General features: G+C 40.2%; 19 protein-coding genes. 11 read left to right on the top strand and 8 right to left on the bottom strand.

Translation table 11 applies throughout. The features are described 5' to 3' along the window. Positions 1-32: 32 nt before the first annotated feature. Positions 33-353 carry a met regulon transcriptional regulator MetJ gene (gene metJ, locus GQR38_RS10630; RefSeq protein ID WP_007586263.1) on the top strand — a complete coding sequence of 107 codons (321 nt, stop codon included), beginning with the start codon at positions 33-35 and terminating at the stop codon, positions 351-353. A gap of 82 nt (positions 354-435) precedes the next feature. Here the strand turns inward: metJ and GQR38_RS10625 are convergent, their stop codons facing one another. Then, positions 436-1,677: a malic enzyme-like NAD(P)-binding protein gene (locus tag GQR38_RS10625; RefSeq protein ID WP_007582028.1), complete on the bottom strand. Its 1,242-nt coding sequence runs from the start codon at positions 1,675-1,677 to the stop codon at positions 436-438. Between the two features lie 688 nt (positions 1,678-2,365). Then, on the bottom strand, positions 2,366-2,581 hold the full coding sequence (gene rpmE, locus GQR38_RS10620) for a 50S ribosomal protein L31 (RefSeq protein WP_007582029.1): 216 nt from the start codon (positions 2,579-2,581) through the stop codon (positions 2,366-2,368). A gap of 230 nt (positions 2,582-2,811) precedes the next feature. On the opposite strand from rpmE, the gene priA reads away from it, so the two are divergent. From priA to GQR38_RS10595, 5 genes are all read left to right on the top strand, one after another. Next, a complete protein-coding gene (gene priA / locus GQR38_RS10615; protein WP_024594431.1) occupies positions 2,812-4,998 on the top strand; it encodes a primosomal protein N' in 2,187 nt (728 codons plus the stop codon). A 20-nt stretch (positions 4,999-5,018) separates the two neighbouring features. Next, positions 5,019-5,546 carry an SPOR domain-containing protein gene (locus GQR38_RS10610; RefSeq protein ID WP_007582031.1) on the top strand — a complete coding sequence of 176 codons (528 nt, stop codon included), beginning with the start codon at positions 5,019-5,021 and terminating at the stop codon, positions 5,544-5,546. 79 nt (positions 5,547-5,625) lie between these two features. Continuing rightward, complete coding sequence (hslV, locus tag GQR38_RS10605; RefSeq protein ID WP_002958366.1) at positions 5,626-6,144, top strand: ATP-dependent protease subunit HslV; 519 nt, start codon at positions 5,626-5,628, stop codon at positions 6,142-6,144. Positions 6,145-6,155: 11 nt separating this feature from the next. After that, entirely contained in the window at positions 6,156-7,484 is a 1,329-nt protein-coding gene (hslU, locus tag GQR38_RS10600) for an HslU--HslV peptidase ATPase subunit (protein WP_007582032.1), read from the top strand. 62 nt (positions 7,485-7,546) lie between these two features. After that, a complete protein-coding gene (locus tag GQR38_RS10595) occupies positions 7,547-7,921 on the top strand; it encodes a gamma-butyrobetaine hydroxylase-like domain-containing protein (RefSeq protein ID WP_010553804.1) in 375 nt (124 codons plus the stop codon). 86 nt (positions 7,922-8,007) lie between these two features. Here the strand turns inward: GQR38_RS10595 and GQR38_RS10590 are convergent, their stop codons facing one another. The 3 genes from GQR38_RS10590 to GQR38_RS10580 form a co-directional block, all read right to left on the bottom strand. Continuing rightward, positions 8,008-9,888, bottom strand: coding sequence for a methyl-accepting chemotaxis protein (locus GQR38_RS10590; RefSeq protein WP_007582034.1), 1,881 nt, complete (start codon positions 9,886-9,888; stop codon positions 8,008-8,010). A gap of 109 nt (positions 9,889-9,997) precedes the next feature. Continuing rightward, positions 9,998-11,029 (bottom strand): MJ1255/VC2487 family glycosyltransferase, encoded by a 1,032-nt coding sequence (locus GQR38_RS10585; RefSeq protein ID WP_165721231.1) that lies wholly within the window; start codon positions 11,027-11,029, stop codon positions 9,998-10,000. Continuing rightward, positions 11,026-11,565: a phosphatase PAP2 family protein gene (locus tag GQR38_RS10580; RefSeq protein WP_024594428.1), complete on the bottom strand. Its 540-nt coding sequence runs from the start codon at positions 11,563-11,565 to the stop codon at positions 11,026-11,028. Before GQR38_RS10580 ends, GQR38_RS10585 begins: the two co-directional genes overlap by 4 nt. A gap of 204 nt (positions 11,566-11,769) precedes the next feature. On the opposite strand from GQR38_RS10580, the gene rraA reads away from it, so the two are divergent. Together rraA and GQR38_RS10570 are read left to right on the top strand one after the other, a co-directional pair. Further along, the gene (gene rraA, locus GQR38_RS10575; RefSeq protein WP_002959955.1) at positions 11,770-12,267 is read left to right on the top strand and encodes a ribonuclease E activity regulator RraA; all 498 of its coding nucleotides are present in this window, start codon (positions 11,770-11,772) and stop codon (positions 12,265-12,267) included. 1 nt (position 12,268) lies between these two features. Further along, positions 12,269-13,318 (top strand): formimidoylglutamase, encoded by a 1,050-nt coding sequence (locus GQR38_RS10570; protein WP_165721232.1) that lies wholly within the window; start codon positions 12,269-12,271, stop codon positions 13,316-13,318. On the opposite strand, the gene GQR38_RS10565 is transcribed toward GQR38_RS10570, so the two are convergent. Continuing rightward, positions 13,315-14,979, bottom strand: a complete 1,665-nt coding sequence (locus GQR38_RS10565; RefSeq protein WP_165721267.1) for a GGDEF domain-containing phosphodiesterase — start codon at positions 14,977-14,979, stop codon at positions 13,315-13,317. The two genes, GQR38_RS10570 and GQR38_RS10565, sit on opposite strands and share 4 nt — an antisense overlap. 120 nt (positions 14,980-15,099) lie before the next feature. Next, on the bottom strand, positions 15,100-16,347 hold the full coding sequence (gene hutI, locus GQR38_RS10560; protein WP_165721233.1) for an imidazolonepropionase: 1,248 nt from the start codon (positions 16,345-16,347) through the stop codon (positions 15,100-15,102). Positions 16,348-16,466: 119 nt separating this feature from the next. Between hutI and hutC the strand changes: the two genes are divergently transcribed. The 3 genes from hutC to hutH all read left to right on the top strand — a co-directional run bounded on the left by hutC (position 16,467) and on the right by hutH (position 20,452). After that, positions 16,467-17,174, top strand: a complete 708-nt coding sequence (hutC, locus tag GQR38_RS10555) for a histidine utilization repressor (RefSeq protein WP_007582045.1) — start codon at positions 16,467-16,469, stop codon at positions 17,172-17,174. Positions 17,175-17,240: 66 nt separating this feature from the next. Then, on the top strand, positions 17,241-18,914 hold the full coding sequence (gene hutU, locus GQR38_RS10550; protein ID WP_007582046.1) for a urocanate hydratase: 1,674 nt from the start codon (positions 17,241-17,243) through the stop codon (positions 18,912-18,914). A gap of 2 nt (positions 18,915-18,916) precedes the next feature. Then, positions 18,917-20,452, top strand: coding sequence for a histidine ammonia-lyase (gene hutH / locus GQR38_RS10545; RefSeq protein WP_165721234.1), 1,536 nt, complete (start codon positions 18,917-18,919; stop codon positions 20,450-20,452). On the opposite strand, the gene GQR38_RS10540 is transcribed toward hutH, so the two are convergent. Continuing rightward, positions 20,449-21,219 carry an NADP-binding protein gene (locus GQR38_RS10540; protein WP_165721235.1) on the bottom strand — a complete coding sequence of 257 codons (771 nt, stop codon included), beginning with the start codon at positions 21,217-21,219 and terminating at the stop codon, positions 20,449-20,451. The genes hutH and GQR38_RS10540 overlap by 4 nt on opposite strands. Between the last annotated feature and the right edge of the window lie 65 nt (positions 21,220-21,284).

Here is a 21,284-nt window from a genome sequence, read left to right as displayed (position 1 = left end):
GAAATTAATAATCTGAGGCAACGATACATCTTATGGCTAAATGGAATGGTGAGTATATTCACCCATACGCAGAACACGGTAAAAAATCAGAGCAAGTTAAAAAGATCACCGTTTCGATCCCGCTAAATGTATTAAAGGTATTAACTGACGAACGTACACGTCGTCAAATCAATAACCTTCGCCATGCTACAAATAGTGAATTGCTATGTGAGGCATTTTTGCATGCTTTTACTGGCCAACCTTTACCAAATGACGATGACTTACGTAAAGATAACGCCGAAAAAGTGCCAGAAGAAGTTAAAAAAATAATGCAAGAAATGGGTCTAGAAGTACCCGTTTTAAACGAAGAATAAATATTACAAAGACAAAAAAACCTCAGTAATTACTGAGGTTTTTTTATGTCTAAATTTTATTGCATAGCTCTACTGTATAGATTTACTGCATATAGTTTTCAGGTAGCTCAATTTGTGCAACACCTGACTCAATAGCAGCAAGTGCAACAGCTCTTGCTATACGCGGCAGTAAACGTGGATCCATTGGTTTTGGAATAATATACTGCGCACCAAATTCTAGTTTATCTACACCAGCGGCTTTTAAAACTTCTGCAGGTACTGGCTCTTTGGCAATACTTCGAATAGCATCTACTGCAGCAATTTTCATTTCATCGTTAATAGCGCTTGCACGTACATCAAGTGCACCACGGAAAATAAACGGGAAACATAAAACATTATTAACTTGGTTAGGGTAATCAGAGCGTCCTGTTGCCATGATTAAATCGTTGCGTGCGCCGTGCGCAAGTGCAGGATCAATCTCAGGATCTGGATTTGAACATGCAAACACAACTGGTTTTGCAGCCATTAGCTTTAAATCTTCAGCCGCTAATAAGTTAGGGCCAGAAACACCCACAAATACATCCGCATCTGCAATTACATCTTGCAATGTACGCTTATCGGTATTGTTAGCAAAAAGCTGTTTATATTCATTTAAGTCATCGCGGCGGGTATGAATAACACCTTTGCGGTCAAGCATATAAATGTGTTCACGCAGTGCACCACACTTAATTAACAGCTCCATACACGCAACAGCGGCAGCGCCTGCACCTAAACATACAATAATTGCATCTTCAATTGACTTACCTTGTACTTCTAGCGCATTTAACATACCAGCAGCCGTTACAATGGCAGTACCGTGTTGATCATCATGAAAAACAGGAATACTACAACGCTCTATTAATGCTTTTTCTATTTCAAAACACTCTGGTGCTTTAATATCTTCAAGGTTAATACCACCGAATGTGTCGGCAATATTGGCAACCGTATTAATAAAGTCTTCTGTTGTTTTGTGCTTAACTTCAATATCGATAGAATCAAGCCCTGCAAAACGTTTAAACAATAACGCTTTACCTTCCATTACGGGCTTAGACGCTAAAGGACCTAAATTACCAAGGCCTAGAATTGCAGTACCATTAGTAATAACCGCAACCATGTTACCTTTACCAGTATATTTATAAGCATTTGCAGGATCTGCAGCTATTTCACGTACAGGTTCGGCAACACCTGGGCTATACGCAAGTGCAAGATCATGAGCCGTTTCAGCTGGTTTTGTAAGCTCAATGCTAATTTTACCTGGTACGGGATGTGAGTGGTAATGTAGTGCTTGTTCACGAAAGTCAGACATAACGCGATTGTATCCTGCAATTTAAGTTAAAGTGAGAGATGGAGTCTTGGGGTACGATACCCTTATTATTTTTAAATTCCAAGCAATATCAGGTCTATCCTGTTATATGCTATATCCTATAATTTTAAGAGGTTTTTCAGTAACTTTGCAGGATTATATCAACATTTAATAAATAAAAATTCACCTAAAAAGTAAGTTTTAAGGTGCTTTTATGCCTATCAAAATCTTATAAAATGTATACTTAAAGTATCAGCATAAACTTAGAATAACAGCCTACTACCCTACTTTAAAAACAGATAAGCCCACGTTAGCTACTTTTATCAACCTAGTTAAAAATTGTACTATTTAAAATATAGAGAATATCTATCGATTTGTCTGTAAAGGATTATGCATACTCAGAATAAGAATAGGAAATAGTTATGCAAAAGGAGGGGATCGTTAAAATCAACGAAATAATACCAATCTGCTTATATATGGGGTCTATTTAACGTTAAGAAAATTACGCTAGAACTAGGCTAAAATTTTTGTATCTAGTTGTTCTAAATAAAAATTTTTTAACGACGTTATAGTGCAATTTAATTCGTTAAATTGCTCAAAGATTTATGCAGGTTGGTATAAGATAATAAATAACAAATTTTAGGCACAAAAAAAGCACCCTAAGGTGCTTTTTTTAACTAAACAGCAATAATTACTTCTTGCTGGCAAGTGCACCGAAGCGCTTGTTGAAGCGATCAACACGTCCGCCAGTGTCTAAAACTTTTTGCTTACCAGTGTAAAACGGGTGACACGCAGAACATACGTCTAAGTGAATGTCTTTACAAAGAGTTGAGCTAGTTTCGAATTTATTTCCACATGAACATGTTGCAGAAATTACTTCGTACTTAGGGTGAATACCTTCTTTCATAGGAACCTCTAGTTAAGGCCGCATCGCTCTCCAAACCCGGAGTTTGGCACCATACGTCGTTAAAACAAATTTGTTGGTGGCGGATTTTATCCAACAACCTCCCCCCACACAAGTATTTATTTATATTTTTGCCAAAAAAGTGAACAATCTCTGTCTCAAGCGCTATTGCTAGTAGGTTTTTAGCGTTATTTTTAGTACATTACAGCATTAATTTTACGGGTTGAGTTGTTATGAGTTTTGTTGAAGTTGCTATTAAAGTCCCGCTTCCACGCACCTTTGATTATAAAATAGAAGAACAGCTCAGTGGCTTATCAACTCCTTTACTACCTGGCATGCGGGTTTTGGTACCTTTTGGTAATCAAAAAAAAGTAGCGGTTGTTTTGGGTATTAAAAGCAGTACCGACGTCCCTTTAAATAAAATTAAAAATATTATAGAGGTAATAGACGACGCCCCTATTTTAAGTGCCCAGCATTTAGAACTCCTTAGCTTTACTGCCCGCTATTATTGCTACCCATTAGGCGAAACTATTCATATAGCGCTACCTGGTGCACTTCGCCAAGGTGAATCGCCTGATAAAACCAGTATTAATATGGTTGCCCTGACAGAAAAAGGTGCAAAAGTACCGTCGTTAAAAGCTAAAACACAGCTCAACCTATTAAAGCAGTTATCGCAATCAGGTAAGTCATCATTAACTGAGTTAAAAGCACTGGGCTTTAGTAAAAAAACAATAGATAGCTTAATAGATAAAGAACTCATAACACAAACTATTGAGCACGATAACCAATGGCAAAGTGTTGCTCCAACCGTCGGTAGTAAACCAGTACTAAATAAAGAACAAGCGGTTGCTTGCACAGCTATAAATCAAAGTACTGGCTTTAGCAGCTTCTTATTAGAAGGCGTAACGGGCAGCGGTAAAACCGAAGTGTATTTACAGTGCCTAGAAGAAGTACTCAAACGTGGCGAGCAAGCCCTCGTACTCGTGCCCGAAATCGGCCTAACACCACAAACCGTAAACCGTTTTCGCCGCCGCTTTCCTGATACACCCATTATGCTTTGGCACTCAGCACTTACCGACAACGAACGTTTACAAACATGGCGTTTTTGCGAAAAAGGCAGTTGCGCGATAGTTATTGGCACGCGTTCGAGTATTTTTCTACCATTTTTAAAACTCGGTATGATTGTTGTTGATGAAGAACACGACTCGTCATTTAAACAACAAGATACCCTTCGTTACCATGCTCGTGATTTAGCCGCTTACAGAGCTTTTCAGCATAAAATTCCGCTTATATTAGGCAGCGCCACACCCGCGCTTGAAACACTTCACAAAGCAATTAATAACAAATACCAGCTATTAAGTTTAACGGAGCGTGCGCAAACAGCGACTGACAATCAGTTTAAGTTACTCGATATGAAAGGTCAGCCCGACCAAGCAGGTATTGCACATGCAAGCCTTGCTACTATGCGTCAGCACTTAAATCGCGGTAAACAGGTTATGGTATTTTTAAATCGCCGAGGTTTCTCACCAACCCTTATTTGCCATGAGTGCGGTTGGTTGAGCGAGTGTAAACGATGCAGTACCAGCGCTACATTTCATAAAGCGATTGGGCAAATGATCTGTCATCACTGTGGCGACCAGTACCCTGTCCCTCACCAATGCCCTGACTGTGGAAGTACGCAAATATTTCCTAACGGTAAAGGCACAGAGCAAATTGAAGAGTTTTTATCGACCGAGTTCCCTGATACACCCGTTACTCGTATAGACCGCGATTCAACTCGCCGAAAAGGTAGCCTTGAAAAAGCACTTGATGAAATAAACCTAGGGGGCGCACGCATTTTAGTGGGCACACAAATGCTTGCCAAAGGCCATCACTTTGCAGATGTGAGCCTTGTTATAATTTTAGATGTAGATAGCGGCTTATACTCATGCGACTTCAGAGCGACAGAGCATTTAGCGCAATTAGTCACCCAAGTAGCGGGGCGTGCTGGACGTTCAGGAGAACCTGGTCAAGTGTTATTACAAACACACTTTCCAGAACACCCTCTTTTGCAAGACTTAGTTAATAATGGTTACCAAGACTTTGCCCGCTTTGCTCTTAGTGAGCGCGATGATGCTGACTTACCGCCCATTACAAATATGGCCATTGTGCGTGCACAAGGACATAGTATTAAACTAGTCGTCGATTTTTTGACGGATTTGGTTCCTGTGAATGGGGTATCTGGTATACAATTGCTCGGTCCGATCCCTGCCCCACTTGAAAGAGTCGCAGGCATGTATCGTTTTCAATTGCATATTCAAGCGCAAGATCGTCGCATATTACATCAGTACCTTGCGCAAATGGTTGATTATTTAAGTACCAGTAAACTTGCACAAAAAGTACGCTGGAGCTTAGACGTAGACCCTATAGACATGATTTAGGTTAAGGCCAAAATAACACCATGGCACAGCACGATTATATTAATAAAAAGCCTGCAGGCAGAAACAGTAAAAAAAACGCACCCGCTAAAAAACCATTTCCTATTCTTTTAGCCGTTATAGCCATCTTACTTGTAGGTGGTTTTGCCTACACACTATGGTTTATAAAAAGTAATGCCGATCCAAAACTTGTCGAAAAACAAGCTAACCCAACTGCACCCGCAAAAGTAGAAGTTGTTATTCCACGTACACCGGAATTTATTAAAGAAATTAGAAACCACGAGATTCAAGTTGAAGTAAAAGAACTTGAGCAAAAAGGTCCTTATGTTATGCAATGCGGTTCGTTCAGAACTCATGCACAAGCTGAATCATTAAAAGCTAAAATCGCATTTGCAGGGCTCATTTCTGAGATAAAACAGGCTGAAGGCAGCAATGGTACTTGGTATAAAGTACGTTTAGGCCCTTACAAAACCAAACGCCAAGCCGAAAGCGATAAAAACAAACTTAAACGTGTAAAAATAGTCGGCTGCGGAATTTGGGGCTGGACTTGAAAATAAACCATTCACCCATATAACCTCATCATAATCGTTTTTTACGAGTTGCCTCTGTAGCTCGATGATGAGGAATAACATGACTACTATCGTAAGTGTTCGCCGCGGCGACAAAGTTGTAATTGGCGGCGATGGCCAAGTTTCACTTGGTAACACCGTAATGAAGGGCAACGCCCGCAAAGTTCGACGTCTTTATAATGGCAAAGTAATCGCTGGTTTTGCCGGCGGTACTGCTGATGCCTTCACTCTTTTCGAACGTTTTGAAAGCAAATTAGAAATGCACCAAGGTAACCTAACTAAAGCCGCAGTAGAAATGGCTAAAGATTGGCGAAGCGACCGTGCACTTCGAAAACTCGAAGCGCTGCTCGCTGTAGCAGACGAAACAGCCTCTTTAATTATTACCGGTAATGGCGATGTGGTTCAGCCAGAAAACGATTTAATTGCAATTGGTAGTGGTGGTAACTTTGCGCAATCAGCGGCAACCGCCCTTTTAGAAAATACAGATTTAAGCGCTCGTGAAATAGTAGAGAAAAGCTTAACTATTGCAGGCAACATCTGCGTATTTACTAATAACTTCCAAACAATCGAAGAATTATAATAGGAACTATCATGTCTGATATGACCCCAAGAGAAATTGTTCACGAGCTAGATCAGCACATTATAGGTCAGGCTAAAGCTAAAAAAGCGGTCGCTATTGCGCTTCGTAATCGCTGGCGCCGTATGCAATTAAATGAAGATTTACGCAGTGAAGTAACACCAAAAAATATATTAATGATTGGTCCAACAGGTGTAGGTAAAACAGAAATTGCCCGTCGTTTAGCAAAACTTGCTAACGCACCATTCATTAAAGTAGAAGCGACTAAATTTACTGAAGTTGGTTATGTTGGTAAAGAAGTAGATACGATCATACGTGACCTCGTTGATGTTTCAATTAAAATGACTCGCGAACAGCAAACTAAAAAGTTTAAACATCGCGCCGAAGAAGCAGCAGAAGAGCGTATTTTAGATGCACTTTTACCACCTGTTAAAGATCAATATGGCGAAAGCCAACGCGACGATACTTCATCTACTCGCCAAACATTTCGTAAAAAATTACGTGAAGGCCAACTAGATGATAAAGAGATCGAGATTGAATTAGCGCAAGCTCAATCAAACGTAGAAATTATGGCGCCTCCTGGTATGGAAGATATGACCAACCAGTTACAAAGCATGTTTCAAAACATGGGCGGCGATAAACGCACTAAGCGTAAGTTAAAAATTAAAGAAGCCTTCAAACTATTAACGGAAGAAGAAGCCGCTAAATTAGTAAACCCTGAAGAGCTAAAAGAACAAGCTATTTTTGCAGTAGAGCAAAACGGTATTGTGTTTATTGATGAAATAGACAAAATTTGTAAACGTGGTGATTCTTCAGGCCCTGATGTGAGCCGAGAAGGTGTTCAGCGCGACTTACTACCGTTAATTGAAGGCTCAACAGTAAACACTAAACACGGTATGGTTAAAACTGACCATATGTTGTTTATTGCCTCAGGTGCGTTCCAAATGTCTAAACCATCAGACATGATACCTGAGCTACAAGGTCGCTTACCGATTCGAGTAGAACTTGAGCCACTAACTGCAGATGACTTTAAACGTATCCTGACAGAGCCACATGCATCGCTTACTGAGCAACAACGAGAGCTCCTTAAAACTGAGCAAGTAACGATTGAGTTTAGTGATGATGCTATTGAGCGTATTGCTAAGGCAGCGTGGCAAGTTAACGAAAAAACCGAAAACATCGGTGCTCGTCGCTTGCATACTGTGATGGAAAGATTGATGGAAGAAATTTCATACGATGCTTCTGAAAAAGCAGGTTCATCACTTGTTATTGACGCCGCTTACGTTGAAAAACATCTAGGCGCACTTGTTGAAGATGAAGACTTAAGCCGCTTCATTCTATAAAACGAATATAAACGTTATACTAAAAGCCTCCAGATTGGGGGCTTTTTAATGGGATATATAAAATGAAACACGTTACAAAAGTGCATTACCACAGCGTGAGTAAAAATTTAGATGTTTATTTTGACGACGATAGCCAAGCAGTCTTTAGCTGTGAATTTTTACGCGTTCACTCTCCCTCTGCTGAAGTGCAAGGCCATGGCTCTGGCCCCATGAAGCTAGTACTTAATAAACAATCTGTAGGTATAAAAAACATAGTACCTGTCGGGCATTATGCACTGCGTTTAGATTTCGATGATGGTCACAATAGTGGACTGTTCAGTTGGAGTTACTTTGAAAAACTACAAGCGCAGCAACAAACGTTGAGCGATGAATATTCGGCACGCGTAGCCGAGCACGAACAAAACAAAAACAGTGTACCAATAAAGTTTATTCCTTAAACCTTATTGGTAACTTTAGGTGGGTATTTTTAGATTAGTTAACCTAAACCCTGGTTAAGATATTTACTATCCAGAGTTCAGGTTAGTTACACTTTAAACTTATCAATAGCGCTAAATAACACTCTAGCTTGCTCAGATACTTCTTCGCTAGTTTGGGCGTTTTTAGCAGCATGTTCAGTTGCATCTTGCGCAATATCGCGAATTCTTACTACATTTTTATTAACCTCTGATGCCACTTGGCTTTGCTCGTCAATAGCAACCGCTATTTGAGAGCTCATTTCCATTATTGTTTGTACATCTTCAGTAATTGCGCCTAATAACTCACCTGCTTTAATTGCTTGCGAGGCACTTTCATCGCCTTGAGAACGACATTTGTGCATAATACTCACCACTTCTTGAGTACGCTGCTGTAAGGTACTTATAATACCTTCAATCTCACTCGTGGACTCTTGAGTACGCTTCGCTAATGAACGAACCTCATCTGCAACAACAGCAAAACCACGACCATACTCACCAGCACGTGCCGCTTCTATTGCCGCATTAAGTGCGAGCAAATTTGTTTGATCTGCAATCCCCCGAATTACATCAAGCACTGAACCAATTGTTTCGCCATCTTTTTCAAGTTGCGATACTACATTTGATGCATTCCCTAACGAATCAGATAGGGCTCTAATGTGCTTAACGGTAGAGTCAACTTCACTGCGCCCTTGTTGAGCACTTAAGTTTGTTGACTCTGCTTTTTTAGCAGCCGCTTCAGTATTATGTGAAATATCCTGAATCGTCGCCTGCATTTCGGTGGCTGCAGTTGCAACCATGTCGGCTTCATGTAATTGCTCTTGCATACCGGAGCTTGTTGCTGCGGTACTTTCTGATAAATGCTCTGTTGCTATGTTAAGCGTATTTAAAGCACCATTAACTTCGTTAATTAAGTTTTTAAAATCGCCTATTAAACTATTAAAGTCGACCGTCATGGTGGTAATTTCGTCTTTACCTGTTTGCTCTATCATCACGCTTAAATCATTATTACGACGAATATCGTTAATGGTGTGATAAACCCGCTCTATAGGCACAATAATCGAGCGGCTCGTGAAATAAACCAACATTAAAACAATAATGCCAGCAATCACAAAAATAAGAATGGCTAAAAATTGTGCCTGTTCAACGCTTTTATCTACCTGCTGCTTAGTGCTTAATAGTATCTGCGCAACGATTGCATCACTTTGTTCAACACTTTTACGCATTTTTCCAAGTGCACCTGAATTTAAATCTAAGCCCAATTCAACCTGTGCCTGGACCAATGCTTGAAATTGCGTTTGGTAGGAATTTAAAAAGCCATTTAATTGAGCTGTATACCCCGTATCAAATTGAGCCTGAGCGATTTGCTGCTTTAAAGTATCAACCCCTTCATCAAATCGAGTTAAATACTTAAGATCAAAACGTAGCATAAAATCTTTTTCAGCCCGTCTTAATTGTAATATAGAAGATAAGAGTTTGTAATTATCTTGCTCTTTGAGCAAGCTTTCGACCTCGTGTACTGCACTTCTTAGTTCGCCATACAGCCCATCTTTTGGGTGTAATCCTATGCGTTTTTGTAGCACAACAACACTCATAAAGTCATTGTTATAAGCACTTACCAAATTATCGAGATTACTTATTTTTTGGGTTTCGATACCCTGCTCTTGCATAATTACATTCAACTTAGCAATTTTACTTTTAAGCTGGTTATAATCTTGTTCAAATAAGTCTAATGCTTCTTCTTGTTTATAAAAAAGAAAGTTTTTTTCATGTTTACGCAGTTCTAATTCATGGATATTAAGCTCTTCAGCAAGCTGAATTGTTTTATTTAAGCTTAACGTTGTTCTCGCTTCATAAATTATTACGCATAAAAGGACCACCATTGCTAAACCAACAACGACTGCGTTTAACTGTAAACGTCGTTTGATTGTTAAGTTTTGTAAAAAATTCATCGCTAACGCCTTTTTTAAATATGCATTTGTATTATAGCTGATAGCTCAGAAGCGACTCATTAATTTAACTTTTTATTATTGGTTATTCTAAGCTACTTAATTATGATGCCTATAAAGCGACACTATCCCACAAACCTTTGTGTAACGATTGTGTGTTATTCCACTGTTGTTTAACCAACCAATCAATTAAAGGCGCGGGATCGCTAGGGTAATTTATTTGCTTATTTTGCGGGGCGCTATTCCAGTCATCAAGGGCTTGCGGGTTTAAATAGTTCATAACATGCGCCATGCCCATGGCAAACAAAGTTTGTGCATTTGCGGTTTGCTCAAACTGCCCATCTAAAGGCTTTAATAGTAACTTCTTACCTAACTTAAGCGCTTCACTGGCAAGCTCAAACCCCGCATTACCAATAACGCCACTCGTGTTTGCTAAGTCATTTAAAAAGCCAGAACGTGAGGGTGGTCGCAAATGTATATGTCCAAAAGACTGATTGCAGGCATTTGGGTGATAACAATAAAATTCTTTTTCGGGAAAGTCTTTTAAATAATCAACAATGCTATCTAAGTTTTCAAACGGTAAATATACCAATACCTTATTTAGTACCGCGACAGGATTCTCATGATTATGATGAGCAATAAAAGGCGGGATTATATTATTTGCAAATGGCTTCCAGTGTACGCCTAAGTAAGTAGATGCTGGTGCATAATGCTTGATGAGCGATTTTCTAAGTACACCACGACCAAATATAGGTACGTTTTCTGACAAAAATGCGGCTTGGTGACTAATACCGATAACGGGTATATCGGCCCGTTTTGCAGCCCATGCTGTGACTGGCTCAAAGTCGTTAAGTACAAAATCGTACTGTTTTATATCAAGCGATTTTATATCACTCACCAGCTTACAAACTCGCATGTTTTTAAGTGTTTTTAAATTTTTGACTTGCCCATTTTTAGTATCAAACGATAAGCCCCGATACGCTTTATAATCTGAGAATTCGTGCATATCAAAGTAATCTTTATTTGCTCGCCCTGAAAACACATAATCAACATCAATACCAAGTTTATTAAAGCAGCTTGCCATAACCCTAGCCCGCGTTATATGACCATTACCGGTACCCTGCACTCCATACAATATTTTCATACAGGTACCACAAGCGCTAATGCGAATAAGCCACAAACACTGCCAATAATCGCACCTATAATAATATCAGCAGGAAAATGTACGCCTAATACAACACGAGAAATAGCCACACCAGCAGCCCAACTAAGTAGTAGCCATATATATTCAGGGAAAAAGTGACTTAGTATAATCGCAACTAAGAACGCTGCAGCGCTGTGACCCGAGGGCAAACTAAATTTATCACTTGGTACTATGTAAGCATTTGTTACTAAGCAGTCGCATGGACGGATACGGGCAAATCTATTTTTGGCCAATAAATAAATGGGCCTTTCTAAAGCAAAACCAACTAATATCGTTACAGGTAATAATTGTTGCTGCTCATTATTACTAAGCCACCACACCGCTAAACACACAAGTATGTAAAGTCCACCATCACCGCTTTTTGATAATCCAAACGCCATTGTTTTAAACCACTTCGGTGAATTGCAATTAAACAGAGTTAAAAATAATTGCTCATCTAGCAGAGCTGCCTTTTTAAACATATTATTGTTATACATCACTTCCCCTCATTGCATAATATATGAACACCGATTTAGCTTATGTGTTGTAAATAACAATTGAGTGACGCTTTTAAGACACTATTATTGCGATTAATGATTTAGCGCTTGTTTTGTCTAAATTTACTGCGATTAAGTCGTTGTTATTGCTTATAAGGAGGGTATACTGAGGTATAAATTAATGTACCTTTTGAGGATAAAATAATGGATTACAGCACTTCTGATTTATGTGACCACTTTGCTGATGTGGTTGACGTGCTAGAGCCAATGTTCATCAACTTTGGTGGTCGACACAGCTTTGGTGGCCGCATTAAAACGGTTAAATGTTTTGAAAATAATGAACTGATCCGCGAATTACTTTCTCAAGACGGTACAGACTTAGTGCTTCTTATTGACGGTGGTGGCTCAACTCGCCGTGCACTTATTGATATTGAATTGGCCGAACTTGCACTTGAAAATAACTGGAATGGTATTGTTGTTTACGGCGCAGTACGCCACGTTGATGAGCTTGAAGAACTTGATTTAGGCATTCAAGCAATTGCTTCTATCCCTGTTGCAGCTGACAGTGAAGGTGCTGGCGAGGATGCTATAGGCGTTAACTTTGCCGGTGTATCATTTTTTGATGATGACTTTATTTATGCTGATAGTACTGGCATTGTTTTATCTGCAGAAGAATTAGAATTGGAAGTTGTAGAAGTATAACGTGACCTCCCATTTAAAAGTATATGATGAAAGCGCGGTTAGAGCACTTTGCTCTAGCCGCGTAAATGAAAAAAAAGCATGGCAATCAATGGCCTTGCTAGACACTCAAGTAAACCTGCAACAAGCACTTATTGACGCAGCTCAATTTGGCATTCGCTACGTACTTCTTGGTATTTGCGAAGATATTGGCCCAAAAGCAAATTTAGGAAATAGCGGTGCAAATGAAGCATGGCCTGCTTTTTTAAAACGTTTTTTAAACCAATCTCATAATCAATTTATTGCCACTCAAAAAGTACTTTTATTGGGTGAAGTAAATACTGATGATTTAATGGCGCAAAGCAACCAACTTAATAATCAGCAAGCCCAGCAGTTAACTCAATTACGAGATTTATGCCAACAACTTGATGAACGCGTAGAGTCAGTATTAAGCCTTATTTTTAAAGCAGGGCTTGAGCCAATCGTAATTGGCGGAGGTCACAATAATTGCTTAGGTATTATTCGCGCGCTAAGTAAGTCAAAAAACACGCCTGTTAATGCTATCAATTTTGACCCTCATGCCGATTTTAGAGAATGTGAAGGTCGCCATAGTGGTAATGGTTTTCGCTACGCGTATAACGAGCAACATCTAAGTAATTACCATGTTATTGGCTTACATGAATTAAAAAATAATCAAGCAATTATAGATGCAATGAGTGAAGCTAACTTTAAGTTTGATAGCTATCAATCTATACAAGTTAAGCGAAAAATTACACTAACGCAGGCAATTGAAAATGCACTAAGTAATTTTAATGATTTACCACTGGGTGTTGAAGTTGATTTAGATAGTATTACTTATATGCCAGTTAGTGCGTATACATATTGCGGATTTAGTGTGAGTGACACTGAGCACTTTGTGCATTTAGCTGCAAGCCACCGGCACTCTAAGTACTTACACTTATGTGAAGCAGCGCCTAGCCAGCACCCTAACGGGTTAGATGCAGGTGCTGCCCATGTAGGGCAAGTGATTAGTGCACTTGTAAATAGCTACCTACAAGCCAAAGAAAACACTTAACGTTGTTGAACCGATCGCCACTCTTTTAGCCAGCTCATTAAACCAATACTACTTAGCGGGTGACCAAAGTAATAACCTTGGGCAGCATAACCTTTTAAGCTTTTTACAAACTTAAGTTGTTCAAGTGTTTCTACTCCTTCAAAAATCACTTTTGTTTTTTGTTGGCTATGCATATCAACCATTCCACCAACTAAACTGCGTATATTGTTTTGATTACTAAAGTCAGCGGTAAGTGAAGGTGAAACCTTAATATACTCAACCGCTAAACTTGGTAACTTAGAAAGTAGTACCGGGTTATCACCAAGTCCATCCACACATACTTTTAAGCCTATGTTATTAAGCCTTGCGATCATGCCTCGGCCTTTGTCATCTAAACCAGCAAAAATATGTAAAGGGCATTCAACAATTAAGTCCCCCGCCTCTAAGTGATGTTCATTTATAACAACATCAACAAATTCAACAAACTCTTCATTTAGCATTTCAGGGCCAAATACGTTAATGCTAAGCGGTATAGAAATACCTTCTACTCTAAGCGCCATTGCAAGTTCAGCGGCTCTCTCCATTACAAATTTAGCAAGCGGGTAACCAAGCCCTGCTATTCTTATGTCGTCAATAAAACGATTAGCAGATAAAATTCCTTGCTTAGGGTGCTGCCAACGCAGTAGTAATTCTAAAAACTCAATTTGACCGTTTTCGTTACAAATTATAGGTTGAAAATAGAGTTCTAATTCGCTCGAAAAATCAATATTTGCTAATTCTTTTAGTCGCGCTTGTTGCTCTCGCAGTTCAATCATCATTTGTTGATGATAAGGCACAACCTTGCGATTTGGGTGGCTATCGAGTGCTAGGTATGCGTACGATATTAAATTATCAAAGTTATTGTCTTGCTCATTACAATCAACATAACTCGCCCTCGCTTTTACCTCTACAGTGCAGTTAGCAACATTAAATGGCTTAAGCGTTGCACCCAGTATTTGTTCAATAACCAACTCATGTAAATGTTTTTGATTCGCGAAACTACAAATAAATGCAAAGTTAAGGCCCCCTAAGTGGGCTAGCTTTTCTTGCCCAACTAAAGTCACTATTTCGTCACTTGAAAGCAGTTCTTTTATTCGATTAGCCGATTGTGCTAACAGTATATCGCCAAAGTCGCGTCCTATATGCTGGTTAACTTGCTCAAATCCTTCAAGACGAATAACGATTAACGCTGCACTTACTTGCTTATTGTCGCACCATGCATAGTAACCTTGGCGTAACTGTTTTCTATCTGCAAAAACCGAAAGCGGAGACTCTTCTATAAATGTATCACCTGTAGGTTCTGGCTCTATCACGACTTCTATTTCAGCGCTTTCGTCATTTAAAAAGCCAACAATAGCTAATAATAATATTGCTAACACAACCCAAAATAACGGAACTTCCAATAATAAATGAGCTGAAAATAGAACAACAAATAAAAGACCAGCCATTGAGCTGGTAATAATCATGCTCCAATTATTTCGCTCGAAGGCTTGCCATAAATGAAAACAAAATCCAAAGGCAAGTAAAATGGCAAGCCAAGCTGCGCCCGTGCTCAAAATAGCCAAACCAACAGCTGCTGTGCATAAATAGCTAAATTTAATACTGGCATTTTTAACGGCAAATAAAGTGGCAATCATCGCCATCAATAGTGCACCACTAAAAAATATTGGGAAGTTACTGTCGGTTAGTATGTTCAAATTAACGGCATCCGTATTCGCTAAAAAAGTTTAAACCAGATTATATGTGGGCAAAAATAATACAAACTAGTTAATTCTACCCAAAATCCATAAATTTAACAGTTTATTTACGCCAAATTGGTAACTTAATTGTGATGGATGACTTATTTGCCAATGCGCAATATCAGCTCTTGCACCAACCTTTAAAATACCACGGTCGTCTAACCCTAGTGCTTTAGCAGCATTGCGAGTCACACCTGCCAATGCTTGCTCGGGTGTTAATCTAAACAATGTGCATGCCATGTTCATCATCAAGTGCACTGAGCACAGCGGTGAAGTGCCAGGATTAAAATCACTCGCAATAGCTATAGGTACTTTATATTGATTAAGTAACTCAATAGGTGGGAATTTAGTTTCTCTTAAAAAATAAAATGCACCGGGCAGTAACACCGCGACCGTCCCAGCGCTTGCCATGGCTTTTACACCCTCTTCATCGAGATGCTCAATATGATCTGCCGAAAGGCCATTGAACTGCGCCACCAGCTCAGCACCATGTTGATTAGATAACTGCTCAGCATGGCATTTTACTGGGAGGTTATGCTTTTTAGCCGCCTGGAAAACACGTTTGGTTTGCGAATAACTAAACCCTACATTTTCACAAAATACATCGACTGCATCAGCAAGATCATTAGCCACTACCTGATCAAGCATGTCAGTACATACCAAATCAATATATTCATCAGCACGGTCTTTGTATTCAGGCGGTAGAGCATGCGCCCCTAAAAAAGTAGTTTTAATATCAATAGGATGATGCTCACCCAATAAACGAGCGACTTCTAATATTTTTATCTCGTTTTCAGTATCTAGCCCATAGCCCGACTTTATTTCAACGGTGGTTACACCCTCTTTTAACAACGTATTTAAGCGATCTTTTGCATCAACAAATAATTGCTCTCGATCGGCTGCTCTCGTCGCCTTAACCGTACTTGCTATGCCACCGCCTTGTGCTGCGATTTGCTCATAACTTACACCCTGCAAGCGCTGCTCAAACTCTTGCGACCTTGAACCTGCAAACACTAAATGTGTATGACAATCTATTAAGCCCGGCGTTAACCACTGCCCTTTTATACTCAATGTCGGCGTTGCAAACACATCAAAACTGGGCAACGTTGATTGCTCTCCAATCCACGCAATTTTACCATTTTTAATAGCTATAGCAGCATTTTCGATTGCGCCATAAGGGGCATTTATATTGCTATCCATAGTGGCAATATTGGCATCAGTTAAAAGTAAGTCGATTTCTTCTAACTCATAATTTTTTGTTGTGCTTTGCATTTTGCAGCCCTTTTTACGCCCAGAGTGATGAAAATATAGTCTAACAACCCATCTTGTATATACAAGGTAATTGTGTCATCTTATTTATATAGTTTATTTTTAATGTAACCATAAATTTAATGACGACACCTAAATTTGCGCAAATAAAACAATTCATTGTTGATAAAATTCGCAGCGGTACGTGGCAAGAAAACCAACGTGTTCCCTCTGAAAACGAACTAAGTAGTCAATTTAGTGTCAGCAGAATGACAGCCCGCCGAGCACTAAGCGAATTAACCGAGGCAGGTATTTTAACCCGCAGCCAAGGGTTAGGTACATTTGTAGCCACATTTAAATCGCAGTCATCGTTACTCGAAATAAAAAACATTGCTGATGAAGTAAAAGAGCGTAACGGCAACTACACCTGTAGTGTACTCATACTTGAATCAATAAATGCAGTCGCACCTATTGCCATTGCACTTGGTGTTGAGATTGACAGTGTTGTATATCGAAGTGTACTCGTGCATAACGAAAACGACAGCCCCTTGCAGCTAGAAGAGCGTTTTGTAAACCCTGCACTTGCGGCTGGTTACTTACAACAAGACTTTAGCACGCTTACACCTCATGAATATCTATCTAGTGTTGCACCACTTACCCAAGCGAGGCATACCGTAGAGGCTATTATGCCAAACAGCGAAATGTGCCAATGGTTAAACTTATATAACGAAGAGCCATGCTTACAAGTTATTCGACGCACATGGTCTATTAACGGCATTGTAAGCTTTGCGCGCCTTGTATCACCAGGCAGTAAATATCGCTTAGGTGGTCACTTAACATTTAAAAAATAACAAACAATAGCGCTTACTGCGCTTTTTTTATAACAAATCACCTTGTATATACAACAGGAGCAAAACATGAACAACCGACTCGACACAAGTCGCGTAATACGTGCACCTCATGGCGATAAAATAAGTGCTAAAAGCTGGCAAACTGAAGCTGCTAAGCGCATGCTAATGAATAATTTAGACCCTGAAGTTGCAGAACATCCTCATGCACTTGTTGTATATGGTGGTATTGGCCGAGCAGCTCGTGATTGGCCAAGTTATGACAAAATTATAGAAACCCTCGATAGACTCGAAAGCGACGAAACTCTGCTTGTACAATCAGGAAAACCCGTTGGTGTATTTAAAACCCACAGTAATGCACCTCGTGTACTTATTGCCAACTCAAACCTTGTTCCACACTGGGCAAATTGGGAGCACTTTAACGAGCTCGATAAAAAAGGCTTGATGATGTACGGACAAATGACAGCGGGTTCTTGGATTTATATTGGCTCGCAAGGCATTGTACAAGGCACTTACGAAACCTTTATAGCCATGGCAAAGCAACATTTTTCAGGCAGTGCTAAAGGCAAGTGGGTATTAACGGGTGGCCTTGGAGGTATGGGCGGTGCGCAACCACTTGCCGCTACAATGGCAGGGTTTAGTGCGCTAGTTGTTGAATGTGATGAAAGCCGTATCGATTTTCGTATAAAAACAGGCTACGTTGATGTAAAAGCAACGAACCTTGAACACGCACTGCAATTAATAACCGACGCGTGCATAAAAGGTGAAGCCCTATCAGTTGGCCTACTTGGTAACGCTGCCGATGTATTTAGTACACTGGTTAAAACAGGTATTACACCTGATGTAGTCACAGATCAAACATCAGCTCACGATCCATTAAATGGTTACTTACCACAAAACTGGACAATGGAGCACGCAGCAAAAATGCGTGAGCAAGATCCAAAAGCGGTAGTAAAAGCTGCTAAACAATCAATGGCAGTCCAAGTTAGAGCCATGCTGGCGCTGCAAAAAGCGGGTGCCGCCACTACTGATTACGGAAATAATATTCGTCAAATGGCGTTTGATGAAGGTGTTACCAACGCGTTTGATTTTCCTGGGTTTGTACCCGCCTATATTCGCCCTTTATTTTGTGAAGGTATTGGCCCATTTAGATGGGTAGCATTATCGGGCGATCCAGAAGATATTTATAAAACCGATGCAAAAGTAAAAGAGCTTATTCCTGATGATGCACATTTACATAATTGGCTTGATATGGCGCGTGAACGCATTCAATTTCAAGGGCTACCTGCACGTATTTGTTGGGTAGGTTTAAAAGATAGAGCACGCCTTGCATTGGCCTTTAACGAAATGGTTAAAAATGGCGAACTTAAAGCCCCTATCGTTATTGGTCGTGACCACCTCGACTCTGGCTCAGTTGCCAGCCCTAACCGCGAAACAGAAAGTATGAAAGATGGCTCAGATGCGGTATCGGACTGGCCATTACTCAATGCACTGCTTAATACGGCAAGTGGCGCTACTTGGGTGTCTCTTCATCATGGTGGCGGTGTAGGTATGGGGTTTAGTCAGCACTCTGGTGTGGTTATTGTTGCCGATGGTACAAATGAAGCTAAAGAGCGTATTGCTCGCGTACTTTGGAACGACCCTGCAACGGGTGTAATGCGCCATGCTGATGCTGGATACGACATAGCAAAGAACTGCGCCAAAGAACAAAATTTAGACCTACCTATGCTAAACGAGGAATGATCATGTTCGAACTTACTCTCACACCAGGCTCACTTGATTTAAACACATTGAGAAAAATTAATAATTCACCGGTAAAGTTAAACCTTGTAAAGCATGCTGAATCACAAATAGCTGCCAGCGCGCAAACCGTTCAAAACGTTATTAATGAGCACCGCACTGTATACGGGATTAACACCGGCTTTGGGTTATTAGCTAATACCAAAATAGCCGACGACGAACTTGAATTATTACAGCGCTCCATTGTGCTTTCACACGCTGCGGGCATTGGCGAATACATGGATGACAGCACAGTAAGGTTAATGATCACCTTAAAGGTAAACTCGCTTTCGCGCGGCTACTCGGGTATTCGCCTGCAAGTAATCCAATTTTTTATGCAGCTGCTTAGTAGCGAAGTATATCCGTGCGTGCCTAAAAAGGGCTCCGTGGGGGCATCGGGGGATTTAGCCCCTCTTGCGCATATGTGCCTACCTTTATTAGCTGAAGGTCAAATGCGACATAAAGGAAAAATAATTAGTGCAGCACAAGGGTTAAAAATAGCGGGGCTTGAACCTCTTACCCTTGCAGCTAAAGAAGGCTTAGCATTATTAAATGGTACACAAGCGTCGACTGCGTTTGCACTACAAGGCCTATTTAGAAGCGAGAACTTATATGCACAAAGCTGCGTTATCGGCTCGATAAGCATAGAAGCTGCAATGGGCAGTCGCGCGCCATTTGATGCACGTATTCATGATATTCGTGGTCAGCGCGGACAAATAGACACCGCTCAAGTATTTAGAGAGCTACTCGATACGCACTCTCAAATTAGTGATTCCCACGTCAATTGTGAAAAAGTACAAGATCCATACTGCCTTCGCTGCCAACCTCAAGTGCTAGGTGCTTGCCTAACTCAGATACGCCAAGCCGCAGAAGTATTGTTATGCGAGTCAAACGGTGTAACCGATAATCCGCTAGTTTTTGCCGATGTAGGCGACATAATATCGGGAGGTAACTTTCATGCAGAGCCAGTTGCAATGGCCGCCGATAACTTAGCTATCGCAATTGCCGAAATTGGTGCATTAGCAGAAAGGCGAATTGCATTACTTATCGATTCAAACCTATCCAAATTACCGCCATTTTTAGTTGAAAACGGCGGTGTAAATTCAGGATTTATGATTGCTCAAGTTACCGCTGCAGCGCTTGCGTCAGAAAACAAATCATTAGCACATCCGGCTTCGGTCGATAGCTTGCCTACATCTGCAAATCAAGAAGATCATGTATCTATGGCAACCTTTGCAGCAAGGCGCTTAGATGAAATGGCCAATAATACCCAAGGTGTTTTGGCAATAGAATGGTTAGCATCGGTTCAAGGGCTAGAATTTAGAAAGCCGCTTGAACCATCAAATAAAGTGCAAAGCGCTAAAGCGTTATTACGCGAGCATGTGAGTTATTATGATAAAGACCGCTACTTTGCTCCCGATATCGAAGCTGCTAATACATTACTAAGTGAAGGTAAGCTATGCGACTTCATAGAGAGCAGTCCCCTGCCTTCAGCATATTAAATACCATATTGGTAAGTAAAGCCTAGCGCTTCAATAGCTGAGCCAATAACTTTGCGCTCAGCTTTATCATCACTGGTAAAGCGTGGTAACTCGCCACCATGTTCTGCACACATCACTGCATAGTATTCAGCTTTTGTTGGGTGCGCAGGATTAACAACATTATAAATATTTTGCCCTACTTGCCAGTGTTCTATCACCGCAAAAATAGCATTAATTACATCTTGTTGATGCACCATATTTACTACTTGCTCACTTGATGTATTAAACTCTTTGCCTGCCACAAAACGACCTGGTTCTCTGTTAGGCCCTAGTAATCCAGCTAAACGCAGCACTTTCCCGTCTTGCTCAAGTACTTGCTCTTCTGCCTCATAGAGCTTTATTTGGCGCTCGTTTGTGCATGAAATATCGCAACTTTCGCTATATACACCAGGCTCTTGATCGTATACCCCGGTTGACGAGCATAATAAAAAGCCCTTTGCGTTTAACTCCTTTGAGAGCTTAAGCGCTGCGGTGAGTGTTTCAGGATAATTACTTTCACTGTGCCTGCTACGTGGTGGAATAGCACATACCCAATAAGCATTTTGTAAATCAACTTGATGTCTTAATTGCCCATCTTCAAGTGTAAACTGACGCTCAAAATCAAACTCGTGTATATCTGTTCTATGCGTTCCTTGTACTTGCCAATCAGTTTTTTGCGCACTTACGCATAAAGCATGCCCTAACCAACCTGCACCTAATACTACTAATTTATTACTTTTATTTGTCATTTTTGTATAAGCCTTTATTTTAAACGCATAATTAGTTCTTTCTATCTAACTTTATAGAGATTTTA

Origin of the sequence: Pseudoalteromonas sp. c7(2019) (assembly GCF_011378625.1) — a bacterium.
GTDB lineage: Bacteria > Pseudomonadota > Gammaproteobacteria > Enterobacterales > Alteromonadaceae > Pseudoalteromonas > Pseudoalteromonas arctica.
This window is presented reverse-complemented; position numbering and strand designations above follow the sequence as displayed.